The organism is Arthrobacter sp. 05T442 (assembly GCF_056395945.1).
In genome coordinates this window covers 24,459-47,372 of record NZ_JBFTKM010000021.1, presented here as the reverse complement: position 1 = coordinate 47,372, position 22,914 = coordinate 24,459, and the positions used below count along the sequence as shown (strand labels likewise).

Annotated in this window: 21 protein-coding genes; 17 read left to right on the top strand and 4 right to left on the bottom strand. The window is 66.2% G+C overall.

All coding sequences use genetic code 11. The features are described 5' to 3' along the window. Both AC1DES_RS16785 and AC1DES_RS16780 read right to left on the bottom strand, forming a co-directional pair. The coding region (locus tag AC1DES_RS16785) for a protein kinase family protein (protein ID WP_476896839.1) at positions 1–335 on the bottom strand (335 nt) is incomplete at its 3' end. A 14-nt stretch (positions 336–349) separates the two neighbouring features. Beyond that, positions 350–1,024: an MSMEG_4193 family putative phosphomutase gene (locus AC1DES_RS16780; RefSeq protein ID WP_476896838.1), complete on the bottom strand. Its 675-nt coding sequence runs from the start codon at positions 1,022–1,024 to the stop codon at positions 350–352. Between the two features lie 146 nt (positions 1,025–1,170). Between AC1DES_RS16780 and AC1DES_RS16775 the strand changes: the two genes are divergently transcribed. The 5 genes from AC1DES_RS16775 to AC1DES_RS16755 all read left to right on the top strand — a co-directional run bounded on the left by AC1DES_RS16775 (position 1,171) and on the right by AC1DES_RS16755 (position 8,096). Next, positions 1,171–2,559 (top strand): sigma 54-interacting transcriptional regulator, encoded by a 1,389-nt coding sequence (locus AC1DES_RS16775; protein WP_476896837.1) that lies wholly within the window; start codon positions 1,171–1,173, stop codon positions 2,557–2,559. A 9-nt stretch (positions 2,560–2,568) separates the two neighbouring features. Beyond that, positions 2,569–4,572 (top strand): vWA domain-containing protein, encoded by a 2,004-nt coding sequence (locus AC1DES_RS16770; protein ID WP_476896836.1) that lies wholly within the window; start codon positions 2,569–2,571, stop codon positions 4,570–4,572. A gap of 87 nt (positions 4,573–4,659) precedes the next feature. Next, a complete protein-coding gene (locus AC1DES_RS16765) occupies positions 4,660–5,271 on the top strand; it encodes a helix-turn-helix domain-containing protein (protein WP_476896835.1) in 612 nt (203 codons plus the stop codon). Between the two features lie 276 nt (positions 5,272–5,547). Further along, a complete protein-coding gene (gene argE, locus AC1DES_RS16760) occupies positions 5,548–6,777 on the top strand; it encodes an acetylornithine deacetylase (RefSeq protein WP_476896834.1) in 1,230 nt (409 codons plus the stop codon). Then, entirely contained in the window at positions 6,774–8,096 is a 1,323-nt protein-coding gene (locus tag AC1DES_RS16755) for an MFS transporter (RefSeq protein WP_476896833.1), read from the top strand. The genes argE and AC1DES_RS16755 overlap by 4 nt, the downstream gene beginning before the upstream one ends. A 249-nt stretch (positions 8,097–8,345) precedes the next feature. Here the strand turns inward: AC1DES_RS16755 and AC1DES_RS16750 are convergent, their stop codons facing one another. Next, positions 8,346–9,434 (bottom strand): LacI family DNA-binding transcriptional regulator, encoded by a 1,089-nt coding sequence (locus AC1DES_RS16750; RefSeq protein WP_476896832.1) that lies wholly within the window; start codon positions 9,432–9,434, stop codon positions 8,346–8,348. 174 nt (positions 9,435–9,608) lie between these two features. On the opposite strand from AC1DES_RS16750, the gene AC1DES_RS16745 reads away from it, so the two are divergent. The 12 genes from AC1DES_RS16745 (at position 9,609) to AC1DES_RS16690 (ending at position 22,109) form a co-directional block, all read left to right on the top strand. Further along, positions 9,609–10,496 (top strand): ABC transporter substrate-binding protein, encoded by an 888-nt coding sequence (locus AC1DES_RS16745; protein WP_476896831.1) that lies wholly within the window; start codon positions 9,609–9,611, stop codon positions 10,494–10,496. A 105-nt stretch (positions 10,497–10,601) separates the two neighbouring features. Continuing rightward, complete coding sequence (locus AC1DES_RS16740; protein WP_476896830.1) at positions 10,602–11,390, top strand: amino acid ABC transporter permease; 789 nt, start codon at positions 10,602–10,604, stop codon at positions 11,388–11,390. After that, a complete protein-coding gene (locus AC1DES_RS16735) occupies positions 11,387–12,166 on the top strand; it encodes an amino acid ABC transporter ATP-binding protein (protein WP_476896829.1) in 780 nt (259 codons plus the stop codon). The genes AC1DES_RS16740 and AC1DES_RS16735 overlap by 4 nt, the downstream gene beginning before the upstream one ends. Continuing rightward, entirely contained in the window at positions 12,166–13,218 is a 1,053-nt protein-coding gene (locus AC1DES_RS16730) for a Gfo/Idh/MocA family protein (RefSeq protein WP_476896828.1), read from the top strand. Before AC1DES_RS16735 ends, AC1DES_RS16730 begins: the two co-directional genes overlap by 1 nt. Positions 13,219–13,289: 71 nt before the next feature. Next, the gene (locus AC1DES_RS16725) at positions 13,290–14,411 is read left to right on the top strand and encodes an NAD(P)/FAD-dependent oxidoreductase (protein ID WP_476896827.1); all 1,122 of its coding nucleotides are present in this window, start codon (positions 13,290–13,292) and stop codon (positions 14,409–14,411) included. A gap of 451 nt (positions 14,412–14,862) precedes the next feature. Next, on the top strand, positions 14,863–16,023 hold the full coding sequence (locus AC1DES_RS16720) for an extracellular solute-binding protein (RefSeq protein ID WP_476896826.1): 1,161 nt from the start codon (positions 14,863–14,865) through the stop codon (positions 16,021–16,023). Further along, on the top strand, positions 16,020–16,961 hold the full coding sequence (locus AC1DES_RS16715; RefSeq protein ID WP_476896825.1) for an ABC transporter permease: 942 nt from the start codon (positions 16,020–16,022) through the stop codon (positions 16,959–16,961). Before AC1DES_RS16720 ends, AC1DES_RS16715 begins: the two co-directional genes overlap by 4 nt. Then, positions 16,961–17,809, top strand: coding sequence for an ABC transporter permease (locus AC1DES_RS16710; RefSeq protein ID WP_476896824.1), 849 nt, complete (start codon positions 16,961–16,963; stop codon positions 17,807–17,809). Before AC1DES_RS16715 ends, AC1DES_RS16710 begins: the two co-directional genes overlap by 1 nt. 28 nt (positions 17,810–17,837) lie before the next feature. Further along, a complete protein-coding gene (locus tag AC1DES_RS16705) occupies positions 17,838–18,911 on the top strand; it encodes an ABC transporter ATP-binding protein (protein ID WP_476896823.1) in 1,074 nt (357 codons plus the stop codon). Next, positions 18,908–20,470: an inositol monophosphatase family protein gene (locus AC1DES_RS16700; RefSeq protein WP_476896822.1), complete on the top strand. Its 1,563-nt coding sequence runs from the start codon at positions 18,908–18,910 to the stop codon at positions 20,468–20,470. The genes AC1DES_RS16705 and AC1DES_RS16700 overlap by 4 nt, the downstream gene beginning before the upstream one ends. Then, positions 20,467–21,411 (top strand): DUF6454 family protein, encoded by a 945-nt coding sequence (locus AC1DES_RS16695; protein WP_476896821.1) that lies wholly within the window; start codon positions 20,467–20,469, stop codon positions 21,409–21,411. Before AC1DES_RS16700 ends, AC1DES_RS16695 begins: the two co-directional genes overlap by 4 nt. After that, entirely contained in the window at positions 21,384–22,109 is a 726-nt protein-coding gene (locus tag AC1DES_RS16690) for an MgtC/SapB family protein (protein WP_476896820.1), read from the top strand. The genes AC1DES_RS16695 and AC1DES_RS16690 overlap by 28 nt, the downstream gene beginning before the upstream one ends. A gap of 173 nt (positions 22,110–22,282) precedes the next feature. Here the strand turns inward: AC1DES_RS16690 and AC1DES_RS16685 are convergent, their stop codons facing one another. Continuing rightward, positions 22,283–22,486, bottom strand: coding sequence for a hypothetical protein (locus AC1DES_RS16685; protein WP_476896819.1), 204 nt, complete (start codon positions 22,484–22,486; stop codon positions 22,283–22,285). Between the last annotated feature and the right edge of the window lie 428 nt (positions 22,487–22,914).

Genomic DNA, 22,914 nt, shown 5'->3' with positions numbered 1-22,914 from the left:
TCCTCGTACAGCGTGAAGTAATGCTCCTGGAAGTCGCACTCGATGAACCATTGCAGCGAGCCGATCCCAAGCGGAGCGTCTTCGCGGATCACCGTCAACGGCACGAGTCCCCACGCCAGGGACTCGCTGAGCAGGTAGGCGGCGCGTTCGCGCCGGTAGAGTCCGGGCTCGAAATCGGACAGCGGCCTTTCCCCGGCCTCCGGCTTGTAGACCGCATAGGCCGTGTCTTCACCGCAGGAGACCTGGACGAGGAACGTCTCGTTGCTGCTGCGCGGGATGCGTCCGAGCAGCTCGACGCTGCCCTCGGCGAGCAGCGTCAGCTCCCGGCCGGACACCGGCTGCCCCCTTTTCATTGCGCCCTCAGCCCGCTCAGGGCGTCCGACGTCGAATTCACCATGTGCACGGCGGGGTCCTGACCCTCCACAAAGGAGATGGCCGAGACCGACCCCGGGCTGATGACGATGCGCTGGAAGGTGTCCAGGCGGGTGCCCAGGGCGTGGGCGACGGCGGCCTTGATGGGATCGGCGTGGGAGAAGCACACAACCACGCCCCCGGCGTGGGCCGTGCACAGTGCCTCCACCGCGCCGACGATCCGGGCCTGCATCTCCGGGAAGCTCTCGCCGCCCGGGAAGCGGAACGCAGACGGGCTGTGCTGGACGGTCTGCCATTCCGGCAGGGTCGCCAAGTCGGCGATCGCGGACCCGGTCCACTCGCCGAAATCGCACTCCAGCAGTCCGTCGTCGTGCTTCACCTCCAGTCCGGTGCGGGCCGCCGTCGGCTCCGCCGTCTCACGGGCGCGTTCCAGCGGTGAGGAATAGAGGGCATCGACGGACAAGCCTTCGAGTCGTTCCGCCACGCGTTCGGCCTGGGCCCGGCCGCGGTCGGACAGATGCAACCCGGCGGTGCGCCCCGGCAGTACCGTCCCCGTCGTCGGCGTCTCCCCGTGGCGCACCAGCAGCAGGAGCGTGCCCTGCCGCTCGGGTGAAGTCGCGGGTGCCGGCGATGCCGGCGTTGCTGCAGTCATCAGGATCTAAGCGTAGCGGCAGGGGCCCCGCCCGAGCTTGCGAGGGAAGGGGGAGCCGCAGAGCGCTATGACGCGTCCGGGCCCAATACGCAGGAATCTGAAAGAATCCCTCGATTCCGCCCACGGTGGAGGTCTACGGTGGAGGAGTGAGTGATCGCCCCGAAATCTTCACTGTCGGTGAACTGCGTGCCTCCGGCCACGTTCACAAGGACCTGCGCCGCGAAATCCGCGACAACCTGCTCGCCGCGCTCGCCGCCGGCCGCGACCCCTGGCCCGGGATGTTCGGCTTCAGCCGGACCGTCCTGCCCCAGCTCGAGCGGGCCCTGCTCGCCGGCCACGACATCGTGCTGCTCGGCGAACGGGGACAGGGCAAGACACGGCTCCTCCGCACCCTGGCCGGGCTGCTGGACGAGTGGTCGCCCGTGATCGAGGACTCGGAACTGAACGAACACCCCTACGAGCCCATTACGGAGCATTCCCGCGCCCGCGTCCTCACGGAGGGGGACCGGCTCCGGGTGGCGTGGCGCCACCGCTCGGAACGCTACGTCGAAAAGCTCGCGACGCCGGACACCTCCGTCGCCGACCTGATCGGCGACGTCGACCCGATGCGGGTCGCCGAGGGCCGTCGTCTCGGGGACCCGGAAACCATCCACTACGGCCTGGTCCCGCGCTCCAACCGCGGGATCATCGCCATCAACGAGCTGCCGGACCTCGCCGAGCGGATCCAGGTCTCGATGCTCAACGTGATGGAAGAACGCGACATCCAGATCCGCGGCTACGTGCTGAGGCTGCCGCTCGACGTACTCGTCGTCGCGTCGGCCAATCCGGAGGACTACACGAACCGCGGCCGGATCATTACGCCCCTGAGGGACCGCTTCGGCGCCGAGATCCGCACCCACTACCCGATAGAGCTCGACGACGAGGTCGCCGTCATCCGGCAGGAGGGGCATCTGGTGGCCGGCGTCCCGCCCGTCATCCTCGAAATCCTGGCCCGCTACACCCGGGCGCTGAGGCAGTCTCCGGCGATCAACCAGACCTCCGGGGTCTCCGCGCGGTTCGCCATCGCCGGCGCCGAAACCGTCGCCGCGGCGGCCCTGCGCCGCGCAAGTGTGCGCGGAGAGGACGAGGCCGTCGCCCGGATCATCGATCTGGACGCCGCAGTGGACGTCCTCGCGGGGAAGATTGAGTTCGAGTCAGGTGAGGAAGGACGCGAACAGGACGTCCTCGACCACCTCCTGCGCATGGCCACCGCAGAGGCCGTGCGGGCGCACTTCCACGGCATCGACATGGGTCCGCTCGTGGCTGCGCTGGACGGCCGCGCTACGGTGACCACCGGGGAACTGGTCACGGCGCGGGAGTTCCTCCAAAACCTCCCGACCCTCAACGGCTCAAGCCTCTACGACGAGATCAGTAAGCGCCTGGGCGCCACGAACGACGGACAGCGCGCCGCCGCCGTCGAACTTGCACTGGAAGGTCTCTACCTTGCCCGGCGGATCTCCAAGGAGTCCGACGACGAGGCGACCATCTACGGCTGAGGAGGTCTCATGACCGCTCACAACCGGTCCAGGTACGGCCGGTACAGGGGAGGACCGGATCCGCTCGCGCCGCCGGTGGACTTGGCGGAGGCACTGGACGCTGTCGCCGAGGACGTTATGGCAGGCTACTCGCCCCGGCACGCCCTCCAGGAGTACCTGCGGCGCGGCGGCAGGAACAGGGAAGGGCTCGACGACCTCGCCGCCCGCGTCCAGCAGCGACGCAGTGAACTGCTGGGCCGCCACCGGCTCGACGGCACCCTCAACGAAGTCCAGAAGCTGCTTGAGACTGCGGTGCTGGAGGAGCGCAAACAGCTCGCCCGCGACGCCATGATGGACAACACCGACCGCAGCTTCCGGGAGATGCAGCTGCAGAACCTGCCCAAATCCACGGCGGCTGCGGTCAACGAGCTCGCCTCCTATGACTGGCAGTCGAGCACCGCCCGGGAGGCCTACGAGCGGATCAAGGATCTGCTGGGCCGCGAGATCCTGGACCAGCGGTTCGCCGGGATGAAGCAGGCGCTCGAGGGCGCCACGGAGGAGGACCGAGCGGCCGTCAGGGGGATGCTGCAGGACCTCAACGAGCTGCTCGACAAACACCGCCGCGGCGAGGACACGGACGCGGACTTCCAGGAGTTCATGGCCACGCACGGCCAGTTCTTCCCGGAGAACCCGCAGTCGATCGAGGAGCTGGTGGACGCGCTGGCCCAGCGCGCGGCCGCCGCCCAGCGGCTCCTGCAGTCCATGTCCGCCGAGCAGCGCGAGGAGCTGATGCGGCTGTCCGCTGAGGCGTTCGGCTCGCCCGAGCTTATGGCACAGCTGGGCCAACTCGATTCCAACCTGCAGGCTTTGCGCCCCGGCGAGGACTGGTCCGGCTCCGAACGCTTCGACGGGGAGGAGGGGCTGGGACTCGGCGACGGCACCGGCGTGCTCCAGGACCTCGCCGAACTGGACGAGCTCGCCGAACAGCTCTCCCAGTCCTACAACGGGTCCCGCCTGGACGACCTGGACCTGGACGCCCTCGCCCGCCAGCTCGGCCAAAATGCCGCCGTGTCGGCACGAACTCTTGCGGACATCGAGCGGGCCATGCACGACGGTGGCTTCCTCCAACGCGGGGCCGACGGCGACCTCCGGCTCTCACCGCAGGCCATGCGGCGGCTCGGCAGGTCCCTGCTGCGGGACACCGCCAAGCAACTCTCCGGCCGGCAGGGGCGCCGGGACACACGCATTGCCGGAGCCGCCGGGGAGCAGACCGGCTCCAGCCGCCCGTGGGAGTTCGGCGACGCCGAGCCCTGGGACGTCACCCGCACCATCACCAACGCGATCCGCCGTACGATCGCCGACGGCGGCGACCCGCGCCATGGCCTGCGCCTCGCCATGGACGACATTGAGGTGACCGAGACGGAGGCGCGCACGCAGGCCGCCGTCGCCCTGCTGGTCGACGTGTCCTTCTCGATGGCCGCCGAGGGACGCTGGGTGCCAATGAAACGCACGGCGCTCGCCGTGCACCACCTCGTTTCAACCAAATTCCGCGGCGACCGGCTCCAGCTGATCACGTTCGGCCGCTATGCGCAGACCATGGACATCGGCGAGCTCACGGCGCTGCCGGCCCTGCGCGAGCAGGGCACCAACCTGCACCACGGCCTGCTGCTGGCGGGCCGGTTCTTCCGCCAGCACCCGTCCATGCAGCCGGTCCTCCTGGTGGTGACCGACGGTGAACCCACGGCGCACCTGCTGGCCGACGGCGAGTCGTGGTTCTCCTGGCCGCCGGACCCGGAGAGCATCCGCGTTACGGTCGCCGAGCTGGACCGACTTGGGCGCGCCGGCACGCAGGCCACGTTCTTCCGGCTCGGCGACGACCCGGGCCTGGAACGGTTCGTCCAGCGGATGGCCCGCCGAATCGGCGGCCGGGTCGTGGCGCCGGAGTCGGGGGATCTGGGAGCTGCCGTGGTGGGGGAGTACCTCCGCGCTCACTTCCGCGGCCGCCCCTACGGCGACGCCGACTGGGCTAAATAGACGATTAAGCTGTCCTGGACTAACTCAAAAGTACGTCCACGAATTCATTATGTTGACGATACGTTCACCATAAAGGACGATCGGGGTATGGAAACTCACGCCCACCTTGACGTAGGCATGGAACGCCCCGCCGTGGAGGACCAGGCCGAGCGTGCCATGACCGCCGTCGGAGCGCTGGTCTTGCAGTTGCGCCGCGAGGCTGGTTACAGCATCGGCAGTCTCGCGACGGCGGCCGGTCTGAGCCCGGGCCTGCTCAGCCAGATTGAGCGCGGCCAGGGCAACCCGTCGCTGACGACGCTGATCAAGCTGTCCCAGGCCCTGAAAGTGCCGGTCGGACGCTTCTTCGACACGAAGGACCAAGGCGGTGCGCTGGTCCGGCGCGAGGACAGGCGGCGCCTGGAAGTTGCCGAGGACAACCTCATCTATGAACTCCTGACGCCCCATATGAACGGCCAACTGGGCATGCTGCGGGCCCAAATCGCTGCTGGGTGGGACAACGAGGACGCCCCGTTCGTACATCCTGGCGAGGAGTGCGTGACCATAGTGCAGGGCCGGCTCCACGTCTGCGTCAACGGCGTGGGGTACGACCTCGAGGAGGGCGACTCGCTGACCTACGACTCGTCCTTACCCCACTGGTACCGCAACCCGACGTCGAAGGACGCGGTGCTGATCGGCGCTATGACGCCGCCGTCCTTCTAATAGACCGACAGACAATCCTCCATTCAATAAAATGAATAAATCGCGCTCATACTGTTGACATGGGTGGTGGATTCCCCGAATACTGGTGGGAACGCGGTCCCAGCTGCAGCGCGGTAGTGCGAAATGACGCTTGCTGCGTACGGGGTCCTCTCGACGCCTGCTGTTGCTGAACGACCGCGCCGGATGGAGTGCGGCCGTGCGTCGTGACCTAACTGCTGCGCCTGTCGCCGCAGACTCCTCCGTTCCAGCCCGTCCACCTCCCCAAGGAACCTGCCCATGACGTCCACCACCGCACCGGCCGCCGCCAATCCGGCGACCGCCAGCCCGAGCGCCGCCGCGCTCGCATGGAGTGAGAAGCTGGTCTCCTTCGATACAACCAGCCGCAATTCCAACCTGGCGATGATTCATTGCATGGCGGACGAGCTCACCGCCCACGGGATCTCACCACTTATCGTCCCCAGCCCTGACGGCAACAAAGCCAACCTCTTCGCCACGATCCCGGCCCACGACGGTGCGGTGACCGGCGGCATCATGCTCGCCGGCCACACCGACGTGGTCCCCGTGGACGGGCAGGCCTGGGACAGCGACCCGTTCACCCCAGAGATCCGGGTGGGGCGGCTCTACGGCCGAGGCACCACGGACATGAAGGCTTTCAGCGGTGCAATCCTGGGCTTTCTGCCGGAATTCCTGTCCCGTCCGCTCGCGGAGCCGCTGCACTTCGCCTGGACCTACGACGAAGAAGTCGGCTGCCACGGCGCCGTCGTGCTACTCGCCGAACTGGCCGCCCGCGGGATCCACCCGCGGATCGGTTTCGTCGGCGAGCCGACCAGCATGCGGCCCGTCTCGGCTCACAAGAGCAGCCAGCTCTACCGCGTCACTGTCAGCGGGATCGCCGCGCACTCCTCCATGACCTCCACCGGCGTCAACGCCATCGAATATGCGGCCAGGGCCATTGCGTTCATCCGCTCCCTCGCCGACGAACACCGGCTTTCCGGCCCGTTCGATAAGACCTTTGTGGTTCCCTACACCACAGCCAATGTGGGGGTCGTCAGCGGCGGCGCAGCGGTCAACACCGTTGCCGAAAAGTGTGACTTCGAATTCGAGTTCAGGACCATTCCGGGCGACGACCCTAAGGCGGTTATTGCCCGGATCGAGGAGCACCTGGCGGCGCTGCGGGCCGAAATCCAGCAGGAGAACCCCGCGGCGGACATCCGTATGGTCCCGCTGGGCACGGTCCCGGGCCTCAGCCCCGAGGGCCCGCGCGCCGCACTCGAACTGGCCCAGGACCTCACCGGCGAGGCCGTCGAAGGATCAGTGGTCTACGCCACCGAGGCCGGACTTTTCCAGCGCGCCGGCATCGACACTGTGGTTTGCGGTCCAGGCAACATGGACCAGGGGCACACGGCCAACGAATACATCGAGCTATCCCAGATCGCGGCGTGCGAGAGCTTTTTGCAGGCCCTCGCCGCGCACCTCTCCACTACTGAACGGACCGCAATGCCATGAGCCATCAAACCGCCACCGGGGTGGGCCCGAGTGATGAGGTCCTGGACAGCCGTCCGCCCGCCGTCCTTGCATTGGAACGACGCAATGCCCGTAAAGCCGTCGTCGCAGCCTCCATCGGCAACGGACTCGAGTGGTTCGACCTGATTGTGTACGGCACGTTCGCCGTCACCATTTCCAAGCTGTTCTTCCCTACGGACAATGAAGCAGCGTCGCTGCTTTTGACCTTCGCGTCCTTTGGTGTTTCCTTCATCATGCGGCCGCTTGGCGGCATCATCATCGGACGCTATGCGGACAAGGCCGGCCGGAAGGCTGGCATGCTGGTATCAATCCTCGTCATGTTCGTCGGCACCCTGCTAATTGTTCTTGCACCGACAGCGGCCGCCATCGGCGTCACGGCCAGCCTCCTGGTGCTGGTCGCCCGGCTCCTGCAGGGATTTGCCACCGGCGGGGAATTCGGCACGGCCACGGCCTACCTGATCGAGTATGCACCCCGCCGGAAGGCTTTTTACGGCAGCTGGCAGGTGGCCACCCAGGGTGGTGGGATCCTGATTGCCGGAATTTTCGGGTTCGTCCTGAACAGCTATCTCAGCACGCAGTCTCTCGAGTCCTGGGGCTGGCGGCTTCCGTTCATCTTCGCGCTAGCCATCGGACCTGTGGGCTGGTACATCCGGTCCAAGATGGAGGAAACACCGGAATTCCTGGCCACGGAGCGGTCCAACGCGCCCCTGAAAGAGACGTTCATCGGCAACGGCGGCCGGCTCTGGGCCATCGTCGGCGTCGTCTCGCTGGGATCCGTCGGCGTCTACATCGCCCTGTTCATGCCCACCTACGCGATCGTGAACCTCGGCATGCCGAAAACCGTTGCGTTCCTGTCCACCCTGATCTTTGGTGTGGTGATGAGCATCGGCTCCCCGTTCATCGGCATGCTGGCCGACAAAGTGGGGCCTGCCCGGGTCATGACCTGGGCCGCCGCCGGAACCATCATCGTCGGCATCCCGGCGTTCCTGGTGCTCATCGCTGCGCCGGCATTGCCCACCATGATCGTGGTCGAACTCGTTCTATCGGTACTCGCCACCGCCTACTTCGCGCCGCTGCCGGCCATCATGTCCTCGATGTTCCCCGCGCGCATTCGTTCCACCGGACTCTCCTTGGGCTACAACATTGGGGTCACCGTCTTTGGCGGATTTGCACCCTTTATCCTTACGTGGCTGATCGGTAGCACCGGTTCCCTGCTGGTGCCGGGGTACTACCTCGTCGCCGTTGCTGTCATCGCGGCGGTAAGCCTGACCATTTCGCGGAAGGTGTACCGCCAGGCCTGAACAAGGCCTGCCCGGGTTCCCGCACGAAAAGGCGGGAACCCGGAAGCTGGCACTCGGACGCCCGCCGTTGTCTGGCGCTTCATCGCCGTGTCCACCCCGGCCCCGGTCGGCCGGAGCGACTCCTCGAGAACGACGACGGCGGCGGGAGGTCCCGCCGTCGTCCGCGGACGGCGGGGCGCCGCCCACCTGCCCGTCAGCGAGAGGTGGGATCGCGCGTTTCACCGATCCGTGGCCCGGCCGCAGAACGGCCTACTTGGCTGGGCCCCCGTCCGCCACCCGCGGGGCCGCGACCGAGCCCCGGCGGATCAGCTCGGCCGTGAACGAAGGAGCGGCCGCGGGCGCCTTCCGGCCTTCAATTTGCCGGATCAGGGCCGACGCGGCCGCCACGCCCATGTCATAGACGGGCTGCGCAATGACGGTGAGCGGAGGAGCGGTGAGCCGGGTCCAGGCGAAGTCGTCGTACATCAGGAAGGAAACGTCCTCCGGAATCGACAGGCCAAGCTCCTGGATGGCTTCGACGACGCTCAGGCCAATCAGCCCGTCCGAGGCGATGATAGCCGTCGCCGGGTCCGGGCGCTGCAGCAGCTCGCGGGTGATCTTCTTGATCGACTCCTCGTCGCCGGCGTTGAGGCGGATGAAGTCATCCGGCGGCTGCAGGCCGGCTTCGGCGAACGCGCGCCGCATGCCGTCGAGCCGGTCCGAAATCTGGGACGAGTCCAGCTGCATTCCGTCGTGGTACGGGCCGTCCGCGCTGAGGGTCGAGATGAACGCGATCCTGCGGTGGCCGGCGTTGATCAGGTAGCACGTGGACTCATGGGAGATGTCCTCCATGTCGACGGCCACGGTATCCACATCGAGCCCCGGCGCCTTCCGGTCCAGCAGGACCAGCGGGCGGCCGGACTCGTGAACGCGCCGTAAATGTTTCGTTTCCACGGACGACGCCGGCGCCACAATGAGGCCGTCCACACGCTTGTCCAGTAGCACCCGAACGGCGTCAATTTCCGCCGCCGTGTCCTCGTCCGTGTTGATCAGGATGACGTTAAAGCCACTGCGTTTGGCGGTGTCGGTAATGCCCCGGGTGGCCAGGCCGAAATGGGGGTTTTCGATGTCACCGACCACCACGCCGATGGTGTGGGATTTGCCCGTATTCATGCTGCGGGCGACCTCGTTGGGCCGGTAGTCCAGCTCCTCGGCGGCGGCCAGCACCCGCTCGCGGACGTCGTCGCTCACGGCCCCGTAATTGCCCAGGGCGCGGGCGGCCTGGGCTTTGGATACCTGGGCGGCCCGGGCGACGTCCGCGACAGTGACGTCGCGGCGCCGGGAAGCATCACTATTCATTACGGCCTTTCGTAGCGGACCCTTGACGGCCCTGTGTGGCTTAGATTACATTTCTAGCAATCGATGTGAGTCCGGTCTCAATCCTAGGGACTGAGACCGGACTCAGCAAGACTCCCATCGACAGTCCCGCACCACGGGGGTCGCTGCCCGCCTCCCCGCCCCTTACTCCCACGATTGGAAAACGCTGTGAACACAGGAAACAAGCTGCGCCCCGGGGCGCTCATTGCCGCCGCGGTTGCCGCGGTCCTGGCCTTGTCCGGTTGCGGCGGAGCCTCCTCCGCGACGTCCTCGCCGGCGGACAACCCCTACGGCCTGATCGAGCCGGGCACCATCCGCGTAGCCAGCCTGGGCGACTCCAAGCCGTACACCTTCGCCGACGCCCAGGGTAACTTCACCGGCTTCGACGTCGAACTCTTCAAGGACGTCGCCCACCGCGCCGGAATCGACAAGGTCGTCTTTACCGGACAGGACTTCTCCGGACTGCTCGCCGCCGTCTCCAACGGTCAGTTCGACGCCGGCGTTGCGGCGATCGGCATCACGGACAAGCGCAAGCAGACCGTCGACTTCTCTGACGGCTACCTGGCCGGCTACCTGACCGTCATCACCACGAAGACCTCGGGCATTTCCGGCGCCGACGGGCTCGCCGGCAAGCGTCTCGGCGTCGTGCAGGGAACGCTGCAGGAGGCCTACGCCGTCAAAAACTTCACCTCAGCGAACCTGGTGCGCTTCCCGGACAACAACACCGCGATCTCCGCGGTGAACAGCGGATCCGTCGATGCGCACTTCCTCGACTATGAGGCCGCCAAAGCCTATGAGACACAGTTCGGACTGGTCAGCGCCGCTGACATCCCGTCCTTCGACGCTCCCGCCGGTTTCGCTGTGGCCAAGGGCAAGACGGCCTTCAGGGAGGCCCTCAACAAGGGCCTGGCCGCCGCCATGGAGGACGGCACGTGGAAGAAGCTGTACCAGAAGTGGTTCCCGGGCTCCCCGATGCCCGAGCAGTACCTGCCCAAGGCCGAGCAGACGGCAGGCCCGACGCCGAGCCCCACAGCCAGCAAGTAAACGTCCAGCAAGTAAAAGCCCGGCAGCCCGGCTGCCATCTGACCGGGCGGGCCGCGCGCCGCGGCCCGCCCGGGATCCACAAGCTACCTACGTCTGAGAGCAACCATGGACTGGTTAAGCACCATCACCCGAACGTTTTTCGATTTCGCCGCAATGGCCGAGGTCCTGCCCCAGCTACTAGGAGTCGGTCTCCTCAACACGCTCATTATTTCCGCCGCCGCAACGGTCATCGGCGTCGCCCTCGGCATGGTCATCGCCGTGATGGGAATCTCTCCTTCCCGCTGGCTTCGCGTCCCGGCCCGGATTTACACGGACCTTTTCCGTGGGCTTCCGGCCATCCTGACCATCTTGCTGATCGGCCAGGGCTTCGCCCGCTTCAGCCAGTCGGTCTTCGGCCCGTCACCCTACCCGCTGGGCATCATCGCGCTGAGCCTGATTGCCAGCGCGTACATCGGTGAAATCTTCCGCGCTGGTATCCAGAGCGTTGACAAAGGCCAGGGCGAGGCCTGCCGTGCGCTGGGCATGAGCTATGCCAAGTCAATGGCCCTGGTGGTGGTCCCGCAGGGCGTCCGCCGCGTCCTGCCGGCGCTCGTGAACCAGTTCATCGCCATTGTGAAGGATTCCTCGCTGGTCTACTTCCTCGGCTTGTTGGTCTCTGAACGCGAACTGTTCCGGGTGGGCCAAGACGCCGCCGTGCTTTCCGGCAACCTCTCACCGCTGGTCATGGCCGGCATTTTCTATCTGGTGATAACGGTGCCACTGACCCACCTGGTCAACTACTTCGACAACCGGTTCCGTACCGGCCGTCGCCGCCCCGCCGCTCCCAGCAGCGGCCTCAAGGAAGTCAACGAACTCGCCGCGGCTTCACCGCTGACCACCGGGAGCAACACATGAGCATCACCAGCAATACGGCCAGCAACACCGCGCCGGACATCGAGACCTTCCACGGCTCCAGCCTGGAACTGAAAAACCTCACCATGGCCTACGGCGACATCGAGGTGCTGCGCAACGTCAGCCTGACTGTCGCACCGGGCACCACGACCTGCATCATCGGGCCCTCCGGCTCCGGCAAGTCCACCCTGCTGCGCGGTGTCAACCGGCTGCACGAGCCCAAGAGCGGGGACGTGCTCCTGGCCGGCGAGAGCGCCCTGCAGGTCAAACCGGACCTCCTGCGGGCCCGCATCGGCATGGTGTTCCAGCACTTCAACCTCTTCCCGGACCACACCGCCCTCGAGAACGTCGCCCTGGCTCTGTGGAGCGTCAAGGGGATGCCCAAGGCCGAAGCACGGGAACGTGCCCGCCGTCGCCTCGCCGAGGTGGGCCTGGGCGAACGCGCCGATCACCGGCCCCGTGACCTCTCCGGCGGACAGCAGCAGCGCGTCGCCATCGCCCGCGCCCTGGCCATGGAACCGGAGGTCATGCTCTTCGACGAGGCCACCAGCGCCCTGGACCCCGAACTGGTCAAGGGGGTGCTGAACCTCATGGCCGGTCTGGGACGGCGCGGCATGACCATGCTGGTGGTCACGCACGAGATGGGCTTTGCCCGCAAAGTCGCGGACCAGGTCGTCTTCATGGACGAAGGCGAAGTTGTGGAGTCCGGCACCCCCGCCCAGCTCTTCGACAACCCCCAAAGCGAACGGCTCCAGCGGTTCCTCTCGGAAGTGCTCTGATGGAGACCCTGAAGGGAAACACGGCAGCGGCGCCCATCCGCACCGCCGTCGTCGGCTTCGGCGTCTCGGGCAGCGTCTTCCACGCGCCGCTGATAGCGGCACATCCCGGCTATTCCCTCAATGTGATCGTCACGGCCAATCCGGACCGCGCCGCGGAAGCGGCACGGCGCTACCCGGAAGCCCGGATCGTCCCGACGCCGGAAGCGCTGTTCGCCCTCGCCGGCGACCTTGACCTCGTCGTCCTCGGGACGCCCCCGCTGACCCACTTCGACCTTGCCGCAACGGCGATGGCGCGCGGACTCCACGTCGTTGTGGACAAGCCGTTCGTTCCGGCGTCGGCCGAGGGCGAAGCGCTCATTTCCCGGGCGTCCGACGCCGGTGTGCGGCTCACGGTCTTTCAGAACCGGCGCTGGGACGCCGACTTCCTGACGCTTCAAAAGCTGCTTGGTGAAGGAGCGCTTGGCGAGGTCCGCAGCTTTGAGTCGCGCTTTGAGTGGTGGCGGCCGGAAGGGTTCGGGAACTGGCGCGACACCGCCGCGGTGTCCGACGGCGGCGGCATACTCCACGACCTGGGTGCCCACCTCATCGACCAGGCCATCCAGCTGTTTGGCGCCGTGACCGAGGCCCATGGGGAGACGGCCAACCATGGACATCCCGACGGCGGCGACACGGAGGCCTTCGTGAGCCTGCGCCACGAGTCCGGGGTCCGCTCCCGGCTGTGGATGAACGGCATGGCAGCCCAGGCCGGTCCGCGTTTCCACGTCCTGGGGTCCGTGGCTGGCTACACCAAGTGGGGCCTGGACAGCCAGGAACCAGCACTGGCTGCAGGGGCCACGCCGTCGGATCCGGCCTACGGCGTTGAGCCCGAAGATTCTTGGGGGATCCTCGGCGTCGACGGTTCCACCACCCCCGTACCTGCCCGCAGGGGCGGCTATCCCGAGTTCTATACCCGGCTGGCAGCAGCGCTCCGAGGGGATGGCCCGCTTCCGGTCGACCCGGAAGATTCCCTCGAAGTCCTGCGAGTTATCGACAGCATCCGCGCCTTCGCCTAGCCATCCCGCGCATCGCCCCAACGGGGCCGCCGCGCACCCCAAGCACCCATCATGCAAAGAAAGGGAGACCCATGTCCTCCACGCCCTCAACCAAACGAGTCGCCGTCATCGGCGGCGGCATCCTCGGCGTCTCCACTGCCGTCCACCTGCTCCGCGACGGCGCGTCGGTGGTCCTCCTGAGCGAACGCGGTCTGGCCAGTGAAGCCACCGGACGCTCGCTGTCGTGGCTGAACTCGGCCGGAGAACGGTCCACCCCGTACCACCAGCTCCGGGTCGCCGGCGTGGACCGCTACCGCACCCTCTTTGCCGCGGACCCGGACCGGGAGTGGCTGCAGTTCGGCGGCGGCCTCATGTGGAACGCGGCGGGCCAGCGGGCCGTCACGGAAGCGCGCCACGACTACGAGACGTCCATCGGCTACAACTCCAAGCTCCTGGCCCCGGACGAGATTTCCTCGGTCGCTCCCGGCATCGATCCGGACGCCGTGCCGGAGACCGCCATCTTCAATCCCGGCGAGGGCTGGGTCAGCCTGCCCGCGCTGGTGGACTTTCTGATGGAGGAGTTCCACGCCCTGGGCGGCGAACTCGTCCTCAATGCCGGCAAGGTCTCCGTCGCGGTCGACGGCGGCCGGGCCGCCGGCGTCGAGACGGCTACCGGCGAAACCTACTCTGCGGACGCTGTGCTGGTGGCGTGCGGCGCCGCGACGCCGGCCGTCGTCGCACCCCTCGGCGTGGAGATCCCCAACGGGTCCCCGGTCTCCATGCTGGTGCTGACCAAACCGGTGGAGCACGGGCTGAAGGCCGTGCTGAACACCCCGCGGGCCGCCGTCCGGCCGAACCCCGGAAACGCCCTGGCCTTGGACCACGACTGGTACGAAGAGCACATCACCGAGCACGCTGACGGCTCGTTCAGCATCCCCGGTGACGTGGTCCAGGAACTCGCCGATGAAGCCTCCAAGCTGATCGCCGGCAACCCCGAACTCAAGCCGGCCTCCTGGAAGATCGGCTACAAGCCGATCCCGGGCGACGGCGAGCCGGTCCTGGGTGAACTTGGCCAGGTGCCCGGCTGCTTTGTGGCCTTCACCCACTCGGGGGCCACGCTGGGCCTCATTGCCGGTGAACTGCTCGCGGGCGAAATCATGTCCGGCAAGAAGCATCCGATGCTGGCCACCTTCCGGCCGGGTCGCTTCTCCTGACCCTCAGCGCGGGCAGAGGCCTTAAGGCGGCCCCTGCCCGCGCTGACCTACCTGTGAGCGGGGCCGGAACGCAGGACTCTCAGGCCGGTTCCGGAAGCACTTTCCGGGCCGGACCGTGGCGACAGGCCCGGCCGCCAGCACCGCCAGCACCGCCAGCCCTGTGACGTGTGGAATAGGCCGTCCCACAGGCTATTCATCTGCAGGCCGTGCACCATCCAAGAAGCCGCCCAAGCCAGCGGGGTCTTCAGGAACTGTGGCGGAGTTGACCCGGAGCAAAGCCGAAATTGCGGCTTCCCGGGTCCTACGCCGCGCCTCTCGGGTCGCGGCCCCACTCGGGAACGCTAAAAACTTAGTCAGCAGGTGCATATGAGCTGACATATATACAAAGCGTCTTGGATGTGGATAGGATCCCACCATCGTGTGGTGCAAATTACTGTCGAGTAAGGATCCAATGATGCTCCTAAAACGCTTCGTGCCCCTGACTGTGTCGATGGCGGCGGCCGCCCTGATGATGAGCGGCTGCGCCCAAAGCAGTGTCGCCTCGCAGAGCGCGCCCGGCGGCGACGCCGACAAATCCCTCACCGTGTTCATCAGCGGTGATACGAACGTACAGAGTCTGTGGGAGAAGAGGCTGATCCCTGAGTTCGAGAAGGCGAACCCCGGGTACACGGTAAAGACGAACATCGATCTCCACGGCGAGCACGACTCCCAGACCATGGCCAAGCTGAGCAGCGCCGCGCAGCAGAAGCAGGACCCGGGCTTCGACCTGGTGGACGCGGGTTTCGTGGCCAAGGCGTCTGAGGCGAACCTCCTGCTCCCGGTCACGACGGGCTCGGTCCCGTCTCTTGCCGACGTCCCGGCTGACGTGGTTCAGGCGGGTGGGACCGGAGGCATCCCTTACCGCGGGTCCGCAGTGCTTCTGGCGTACGACACGAAGACTGTCCCCGCGCCGCCAAAGACGCTGGACGACCTGCTGGCCTGGATCCAGGCCAACCCGGGCAAGTTCACCTACAACTCTCCGAAGTCCGGCGGCTCCGGCGGCGCCTTTGTCGCCACGGTGCTGGACAAGTATGTCCCGGCCGCGGACCGGCAGAAGATGACCGTCGGGTACGCCAAGGATCTGGAGGCGGACTGGGCCCAGGGCTTCGACACGCTGAAGAGCCTGAACCCCTACGTCTTCCAGAAGGGCGTCTACCCCAACGGGAACAACCAGGTGCTCCAGCTGCTTAGCAGCGGACAGATCTCCATGGCGCCGGTCTGGTCGGACCAGTTCACCACCGGAGTCGCAAACGGCCAGATCCCCGCGACCGTGAAGGCGGTCCAGATCTCCAACCCCTCGTTCACCGGCGGCGCGTCCTACCTGGGCATACCCGCATCCACTCCGCGGCAGGCGGCAGCCCTGAAACTGGCGAACTTCGTGCTCAGCCCGGAGGCGCAGGCCATGATTGTCCAGGAGATCTCCGGGTTCCCTTCGATCAAGATGGACAAGCTTCCCGCCGACGTTAGCGACAAGTTCAAGGACGCCGACACCAACAATCTCCGCAAGCCCTATTTCGATGCGATCAACAAGGACCTGAACAACCTCTGGGACCAGAAGGTGCCGGGCCAGTGACGGTAGCAACCCGAGCGCGGACGCCGTCCGCGCGGAGGGAGGCCAAAGCAGACCGCGCACGGCCCTTGGGCCTCTTCATGGCGCTGCCGCCGATCCTGCTGATCGCCGTGTTCGTCGGGTTCCCGATTCTGCTGGCCCTGGGCTTCAGCCTCGGCTTCACGGGAGGCTTGAACCAAACCCTGGCGCTGATCGGGCAGAACGTCCACCAGGCGGAGACCCCGTTCGGGACACTGGCGGCGTACCAGGAGGTGTTCTCAAACGGCCGCTTCCTCGAAGACCTCGGGGTGACGGTCCTGGTGACCCTCCTGAGTACGGTCACGGTCATCACCATGGCCCTGGGCATCGGCCTGTTCCTTAAGCTGCGTGGCGGCCGCATCGCACGGTTCCTTTCCGGGCTCGCCATCGTGCCTCTGTTCATCCCGGTAGTCATCGCTTCGTGGTCCATCCTGACCTTCTACTCGGGCGACGGGTTCCTGCATAGCCTCTTCGCCCAGATCGGCGTGGACTTCCCCGTCTGGGCCTACACGATGGTGACCGTCGTGATCGGCTCCGTCTGGACCTCCCTTCCGTTCGCGGTCCTGATGGTTACCTCCGGGCTGCAGGCTGTGCCGGACGCGATGATCGAGACGGCCCGCGACGCCGGGGCAGGCTTCGTGCGCGTCGTGGTCTCGATCATCATCCCGATGGCTTTCATCCCGATCATCATCGCAACGACCTTCACCGCGATCGGCGTCGTGGGATCCTTCACGGTTCCCTACTTCACGGGCCCGAACTCGCCGAATATGCTCGGCGTGGATATGTCGAACTACTTCTCCTCGTTCAACCAGCCCCAGCAATCGGTGGTGATGGCCTTCGCAGTGTTCGCCATCGCCTCCGGCATGGCGGCCCTCTATGTGTGGGCCAACTTCCGTTCGGCGAAGGAAGAGGGGAAGATCTGATGGCCGGAGTTCCGACACTGCGAAAGGACGGGCACGGCACCGCGAAGACCTTCTCGGGCGTCCTCCTGGCCCTGTTCGTGGTCGTGATGACCGTGTTCATCCTCGGCCCGGTGCTCTGGCTCGGGATGCACGCCTTCGCGGACACCTGGACCTACCCCAACCTCCTGCCCACCTCCTGGACGACACGGTGGTGGCAGGTCGTGTTCAGCGACAGTGCGCTCGGAGTTGCAGTGCAGAACTCCCTGTTCTTCGCACCGATCACCGTCCTGGCCTCGGCCTTCATTTGCCTGCCGGCGGCCTACGCTTTCGCCCGCCACAGCTTCTGGGGGAGACGAACGTTCCTGGTGGGGCTGTTCGCCGTGAACGCATTCCCAAAGATGGGCTTGTTCGTCACGATCGCGGCCCTGTTCTACGCCCTGAACCTGATGAACACGATCATGGGCATCCTGATCATCCACATCCTCGGCACGGTCGTGTTCATGACCTGGATCCCGGCGGCTGCCTTCGCCGCGGTTCCTCGCAGCCTCGAAGAAGCCGCCCGCGACGCCGGCGCATCCAAGGTCAGGGTCCTGACGAGCGTGACCCTGCCGATGGCCTTCCCCGGAATCCTGGTAGCGATGGTCATGTCGTTCCTGGCTTCGTTCGACGAAGCGCAGGGGACATACCTCGTGGGAGCACCGACGTTCATGACGATGCCCACCCAGATGTACAGCCTGGTGCTGAACTACCCCAACCAGGTTGCGGCGGTGTTCTCCATCCTCCTGGCCATTCCGTCCGTCGCGCTGATGAGCGCAGCCCACAAACACATCGCTGGCGGCCAGCTCGCCGAAGGCTTCCAGATCAAATGATTATCCCCAGAGAGTTGAGGCAAACATCGTGAGCACCTCCACACGATCCATCGTCCCGGCAGTCCCGGCGGCCAGCCCCGGCGAGCAGCGGGGACTGCGGATCCGCGGGCTCCACAAGGTCCTCGGCGGGCGGACCATCATCGACAACCTCGACCTGCAGGTCAACGAGGGCGAACTCGTAGCCCTGCTCGGCCCGTCCGGCTGCGGCAAGACCACCACGCTGCGCATGATTGCCGGGTTCCTGCAGCCCGACGAAGGATCCATCACGGTCCACGGACGGGAAGTATCGCATCTCGGGGCGGAAAAGCGCCCCAGCGCCATGGTCTTCCAGAACTACGCCCTGTGGCCCCATATGACGGTCTTCAAGAACGTCGCATTCCCATTGAAGCTGCGCAAGACTCCGGCCCACGAGCTGGAGAAGAGGACCAACGCCGCCCTCGAACTGGTCAATCTGCTTCACCACAGGGACTCCCGTCCGGCCCGGATCTCCGGAGGCGAGCAGCAGCGAGTCGCCCTCGCACGGGCGCTGGTCCAGGAGCCCGAACTGCTCCTGCTCGACGAGCCGCTGAGCAACCTCGACGCAAAGCTGCGGGTCAAAGTTCGCGAGGACATCCGAGAAATCCAGCAGCGCCTCGGAATCACGACCGTCATCGTCACCCACGACCAGGAGGAGGCCATGTCGATGTCAGACCGCATTGCAGTCATGAACTCGGGCAGGATCGAGCAGTACAGCACCCCGGCCGAACTCTACACGCGGCCCTCGACCGAATTCGTCGCCACATTCGTCGGCAGCCTGAACCGCTTCCCGGACAGAAGCTTCCGGGACGGGCGGCTGGTGGTCGGGACAGACGTCGTTGGGATCCGTCCAGAGGACGTGCTGTACTCCCGTGAGCCCGTCACCGGCGCACTGCCGGCTTCGGTGGAACGGATCGTTCCCCACGGGCACTTCAACGAAGTCTTCCTGCGGCGGGACGACGGGCTCTTCAGAAGCTTCGTCACCGGAGAGGTCCCCGCGCTCGGCGAACAAGTACACGTCCTGGTTCGGAAGGCGATGACCTTCCGCGACGGGTCCCTGACCGACCTCAAGGAGATGACCGCGTGAGCAACAAGGCGCCCGAAGCGCCCGCCCATTCCAGCAGCACGGTCTCCGTCACTGCGCATCGGGGTGATTCCGGCCGTTTCCGCGAGAACACCCTCCCGGCCATCCGGTCGGCGGTCGAGGCGGGTTTCGACTTCGTCGAAGTGGACGTGCGTCTGACCGCAGACGGCCAGGTCGTGCTGCTCCACGACGAAACCCTCCTGCGCTTGTGGGACCTGGACCGCCCCGTCAGCGAACTCACCTACCGTGAGATCGCAGGACTCGGCTCGGGCGAGGAACGCATCCCGCTGCTGGAAGAGGCCCTCGGGCTGTTCTACGACTGCGATTCAACGCTCCTGATCGACATGGAGGAAGCAGCCCCGGCCACCAGCGCGGCCGCCGTGGTCCGGCAGTCAGGAATCGAGGTGGCGTGGTGCGGAAACCTCGACGGGATGCGCACCATCCGCTCCCTCGACCCCGGCGCGCGGCTCTGGCTCCCGTGGAACAGCCGGGCGGTCCCCCCGCAAGACCTGCTGGACGAGTTGCAGCCGGAATACGTGAACATGGAATACGTAGTCCTCAGCCGCGCACTGGTCGAGGACGTCCACCAGATGGGCCAGCGGGTGGCGTGCTGGACGGTGGACGACGAGGCCGCGATGCGGTGGGTCCTCGGACTCGGCGTCGACGCAGTCACCTCGAACCGGCCGCGGCATGTCCGCGAAACACTGGACCGTGGCCCCTCGGCATGGCTCGCAGATCCCCCTGCCGGCCAGCTCACATTTCGGGAACTCCTCGAGGTGCGGCTGACCTTGCGCGAACTGGCTGAATGGGCCATTGAATACACCCGAAACACCGAGCGCGGGAAGACTGCGACCAAGGTCCACGAAGCCGATTTGGTCACCGCCGTTGACCTGGCAGTAGAACAGCACGTACGCGAAGTGGTGTCCGCACGGTTCCCGGGGCACTCGTTCGTCGGGGAAGAATTCGGGGGCGCCCCCGTCGAAGGCACACCCTGCTGGTACCTGGACCCCGTCGACGGAACCACCAACTTCGCCAACAACATCCCTTGGACGGCGTTCTCGCTGGCCGTGGCCATCGACCACGTGCCCCTCGCCTCCGTAGTCGCCCACCCCTGGCGTGACGAAATCATCGAAGCAGCAGCCGGGATGGGCGCCCGGATCAACGGGCAGGCGATCAGCATCGGACAGTATGGCCTGAACCCCGATTCCCTCGCAGGGGCCGTAGTCCATACCGAGCTGATGCAGCACAGGCCCTGGCCCGGCATGGCCGAATTCCTTCGCCTGGCCGGCGACCACCATGCCACCCTGCGGATCATGGGCTCTGGCACCCTGACCGTGGCCGGAATCGCACTCGGCCGCGGCAGCGGCGCAGTCATCGCCAAGTTCAACCCCATCGACCACCTTGCGGCCACCCTGATCGTCCAGGAGGCAGGAGGGATCGTGCTCGACGAAGACGGCGCTGTGAACCCCTTCCCCGCATCAGGGGGATTCCTGGCCGCCGCGCCCCAGGTCGCAGACGAGCTGTACGGTCTCTGGAGGCTGGCCGAAGGAACCGAAAGATGAGGAACGCCTTCCTGTCCTTGGACCGCGCAGCGGCCTGGGAACACATCGGGTCGATACCTTTGGACTTCCAGACGTACCATCCCCAGGGCCTGACCTTCGCGCTGGGACGGATGTTCCTCTCCTCCGTCGAGATCCTCGAAGACCCGCCACCTGCAGGCCGGGACCCGGACCCGCACCGCCGCGCCCCGGGACGGGGAAGAGGGCATATCTTCGTCCTCGACGGCGACGGGAACCTTCTGGAGGACATCCCGGTCGGTGAAGGGGATATCTACCATCCTGGGGGCATCGACTACGACGGGTCGGTCGTCTGGATATCCGTCGCCGAATACCGCCCCGGCCAGGAAAGCATCGTCTACTCCCTCGACCCCGCCACTCTGGCACTCACCGAGCGGTTCCGCGTCCCTGACCACATCAGCTGGGTAACGAGCAACGCGGCCCGGCAGCTTGTCTACGGGGCCAGCTGGGGATCGCGGTCCATCTACACCTGGACCCATGACGGAAAAGAGCTGGACCGCTGGGAGAACCCCAGCCACTTCATCGACTACCAGGACTGCCTCCACGCGGGAGAGGGAGTGATAATCGCCTCCGGAATCTCTGTCCTGGGAGGTGCCTGTGCGCCCTTTGAGCTCGGCGGCTTCGCGACCGTTGACGTGGGACAGCGGCGCATCATGCACGAGTTCCCTGTCCCCCTGTACTCCGCCGCCGGGCACGTCGTCACCCGCAACCCGTTCACCGCCAGCCTCGACTCCGGCACTCTGACCGTGTGGGTCGCACCCGACGACGGAGACGAACCCGGAGGAACCCGCATCCTCAGATACGCCACATCCGTCCTGAACCCGATCCCCAGACTGCAGGCGTCGACGGGAAGGGAAGATTCCGACGTGCACAGACTGCCTGCCGAAACGAGAACCGATTGCAGCCGGAATACCATTACCTCCTGAACATCGCCGTCGCAGTCGTTCTCTCCTTGGTCATCGGCCTCGAACGTGAGTTCAACCAGAAATCGGCCGGTCTGCGCACCCACACCCTGGTGGGGCTCGGTGCAGCCCTTTTCATGGTGATCTCCAAATACGGTTTCACCGACATCAGCGGCGAGACTGGTTACTCCCTCGACGGCTCCAGGGTCGCGGCGCAGGTCGCCTCCGGAGTCGGCTTCCTGGGTGCCGGCCTGATCTTCGTGCGTCGCGACACAGTGCGCGGCCTCACCACGGCAGCCAGTATCTGGCTCGTCGCCGCGGTAGGGATGGCGGCCGGAGCCGGCATGTTCTTCATCGCCCCCGGGGTCGTCGTCGCCTACCTGCTGGTCGTCGCCGGCATCGCCCCCCTCACGCAACGCATGCCCCACTCCAAATCCTCCCGCCGGGCCCTGATGATCCGCTACGTCGATGGAAAAGGAGTGCTGCGCCACATCATCATGACTATCGCCGAACACGGACTGAGGGTCAGCGATCTGGAAATGCGCACCGACCTCTTCGAAGCCTTACCGGCGCGGGCGCCGGAGACGTGGACAAGGCACCAGGACATCATCCTCAAGCTCACAGGATCCCCGCGCGCCGTCGAGAACTCGGTCATCGCCCTGAACTTAGTCGAAGGGGTCGAACGCATCTCGGTGACCGACGTCGACGACCCAGCAGCGTGAAGCGCCCACACTCTTCGCCTCGGCAACGGCAACGGCAACGGCTTCGGAATTGGGCTGGTCGGCCGGATCCCCAACCTGACGGTGGACCCGGTTGATCCGCGGGGGAGTGGCGTTCGGGACGACGACGACGGCGGGAGACTCCCGCCGTCGTCGTTTTGTACAGTCTTGAGGTGTTAAGCGGAGGCCGAATCCAGGTTGGCCGCGCCGTGGGTGAGGCTGAGCGTGAACGTGTTCGGCCCGCTGGCGTGGACCGCGATGTTGCTCTTGGGCGTGTTGTGCCGCACCGAGAGGTCGTGGATCAGGGCGTCCAGCTCGTGGTGCGCGGTGGAGCGGTCCCAGAGTTTGTGGGTGACAGAGGTGGCAGTTTCAAACGTCATTGTTCAGTGCTTCCATTCATGAATCCGGATGTCCGGCTGCCGCACCGATGCGGAGCCGCCGTAGGGTCCAACCAGGAACGCCTGAGACTTTGGGCAGCTCTGCGAGCTCACCGGTTTGGCCTCATTGCGTCCACCAGGATGGGTAAAACAGTGCCGCTGATCCGCGCACCACGCTTAAGGCGGGGCGGTCAGGGCTGCCTCGACGGGGGAATTTGGGTCCCCGCCGTGCCTTTCCATAGTGCACAACGGGGCGCGGACGTTCCAAGCCGGTTTGGCATTATTGCGAGTGAGTCTCATCACAGCTGTGCCGGTTTAGAGTATCGGCCGTCCCAGCCCGTTGCGGCTCCTCGTCGCGCCGACTGTCTTCTGCGGCACCGCCCGTGTTCGCATAGTTGCGTAATACGCAATGGGGTTGCGCGGAATGGACG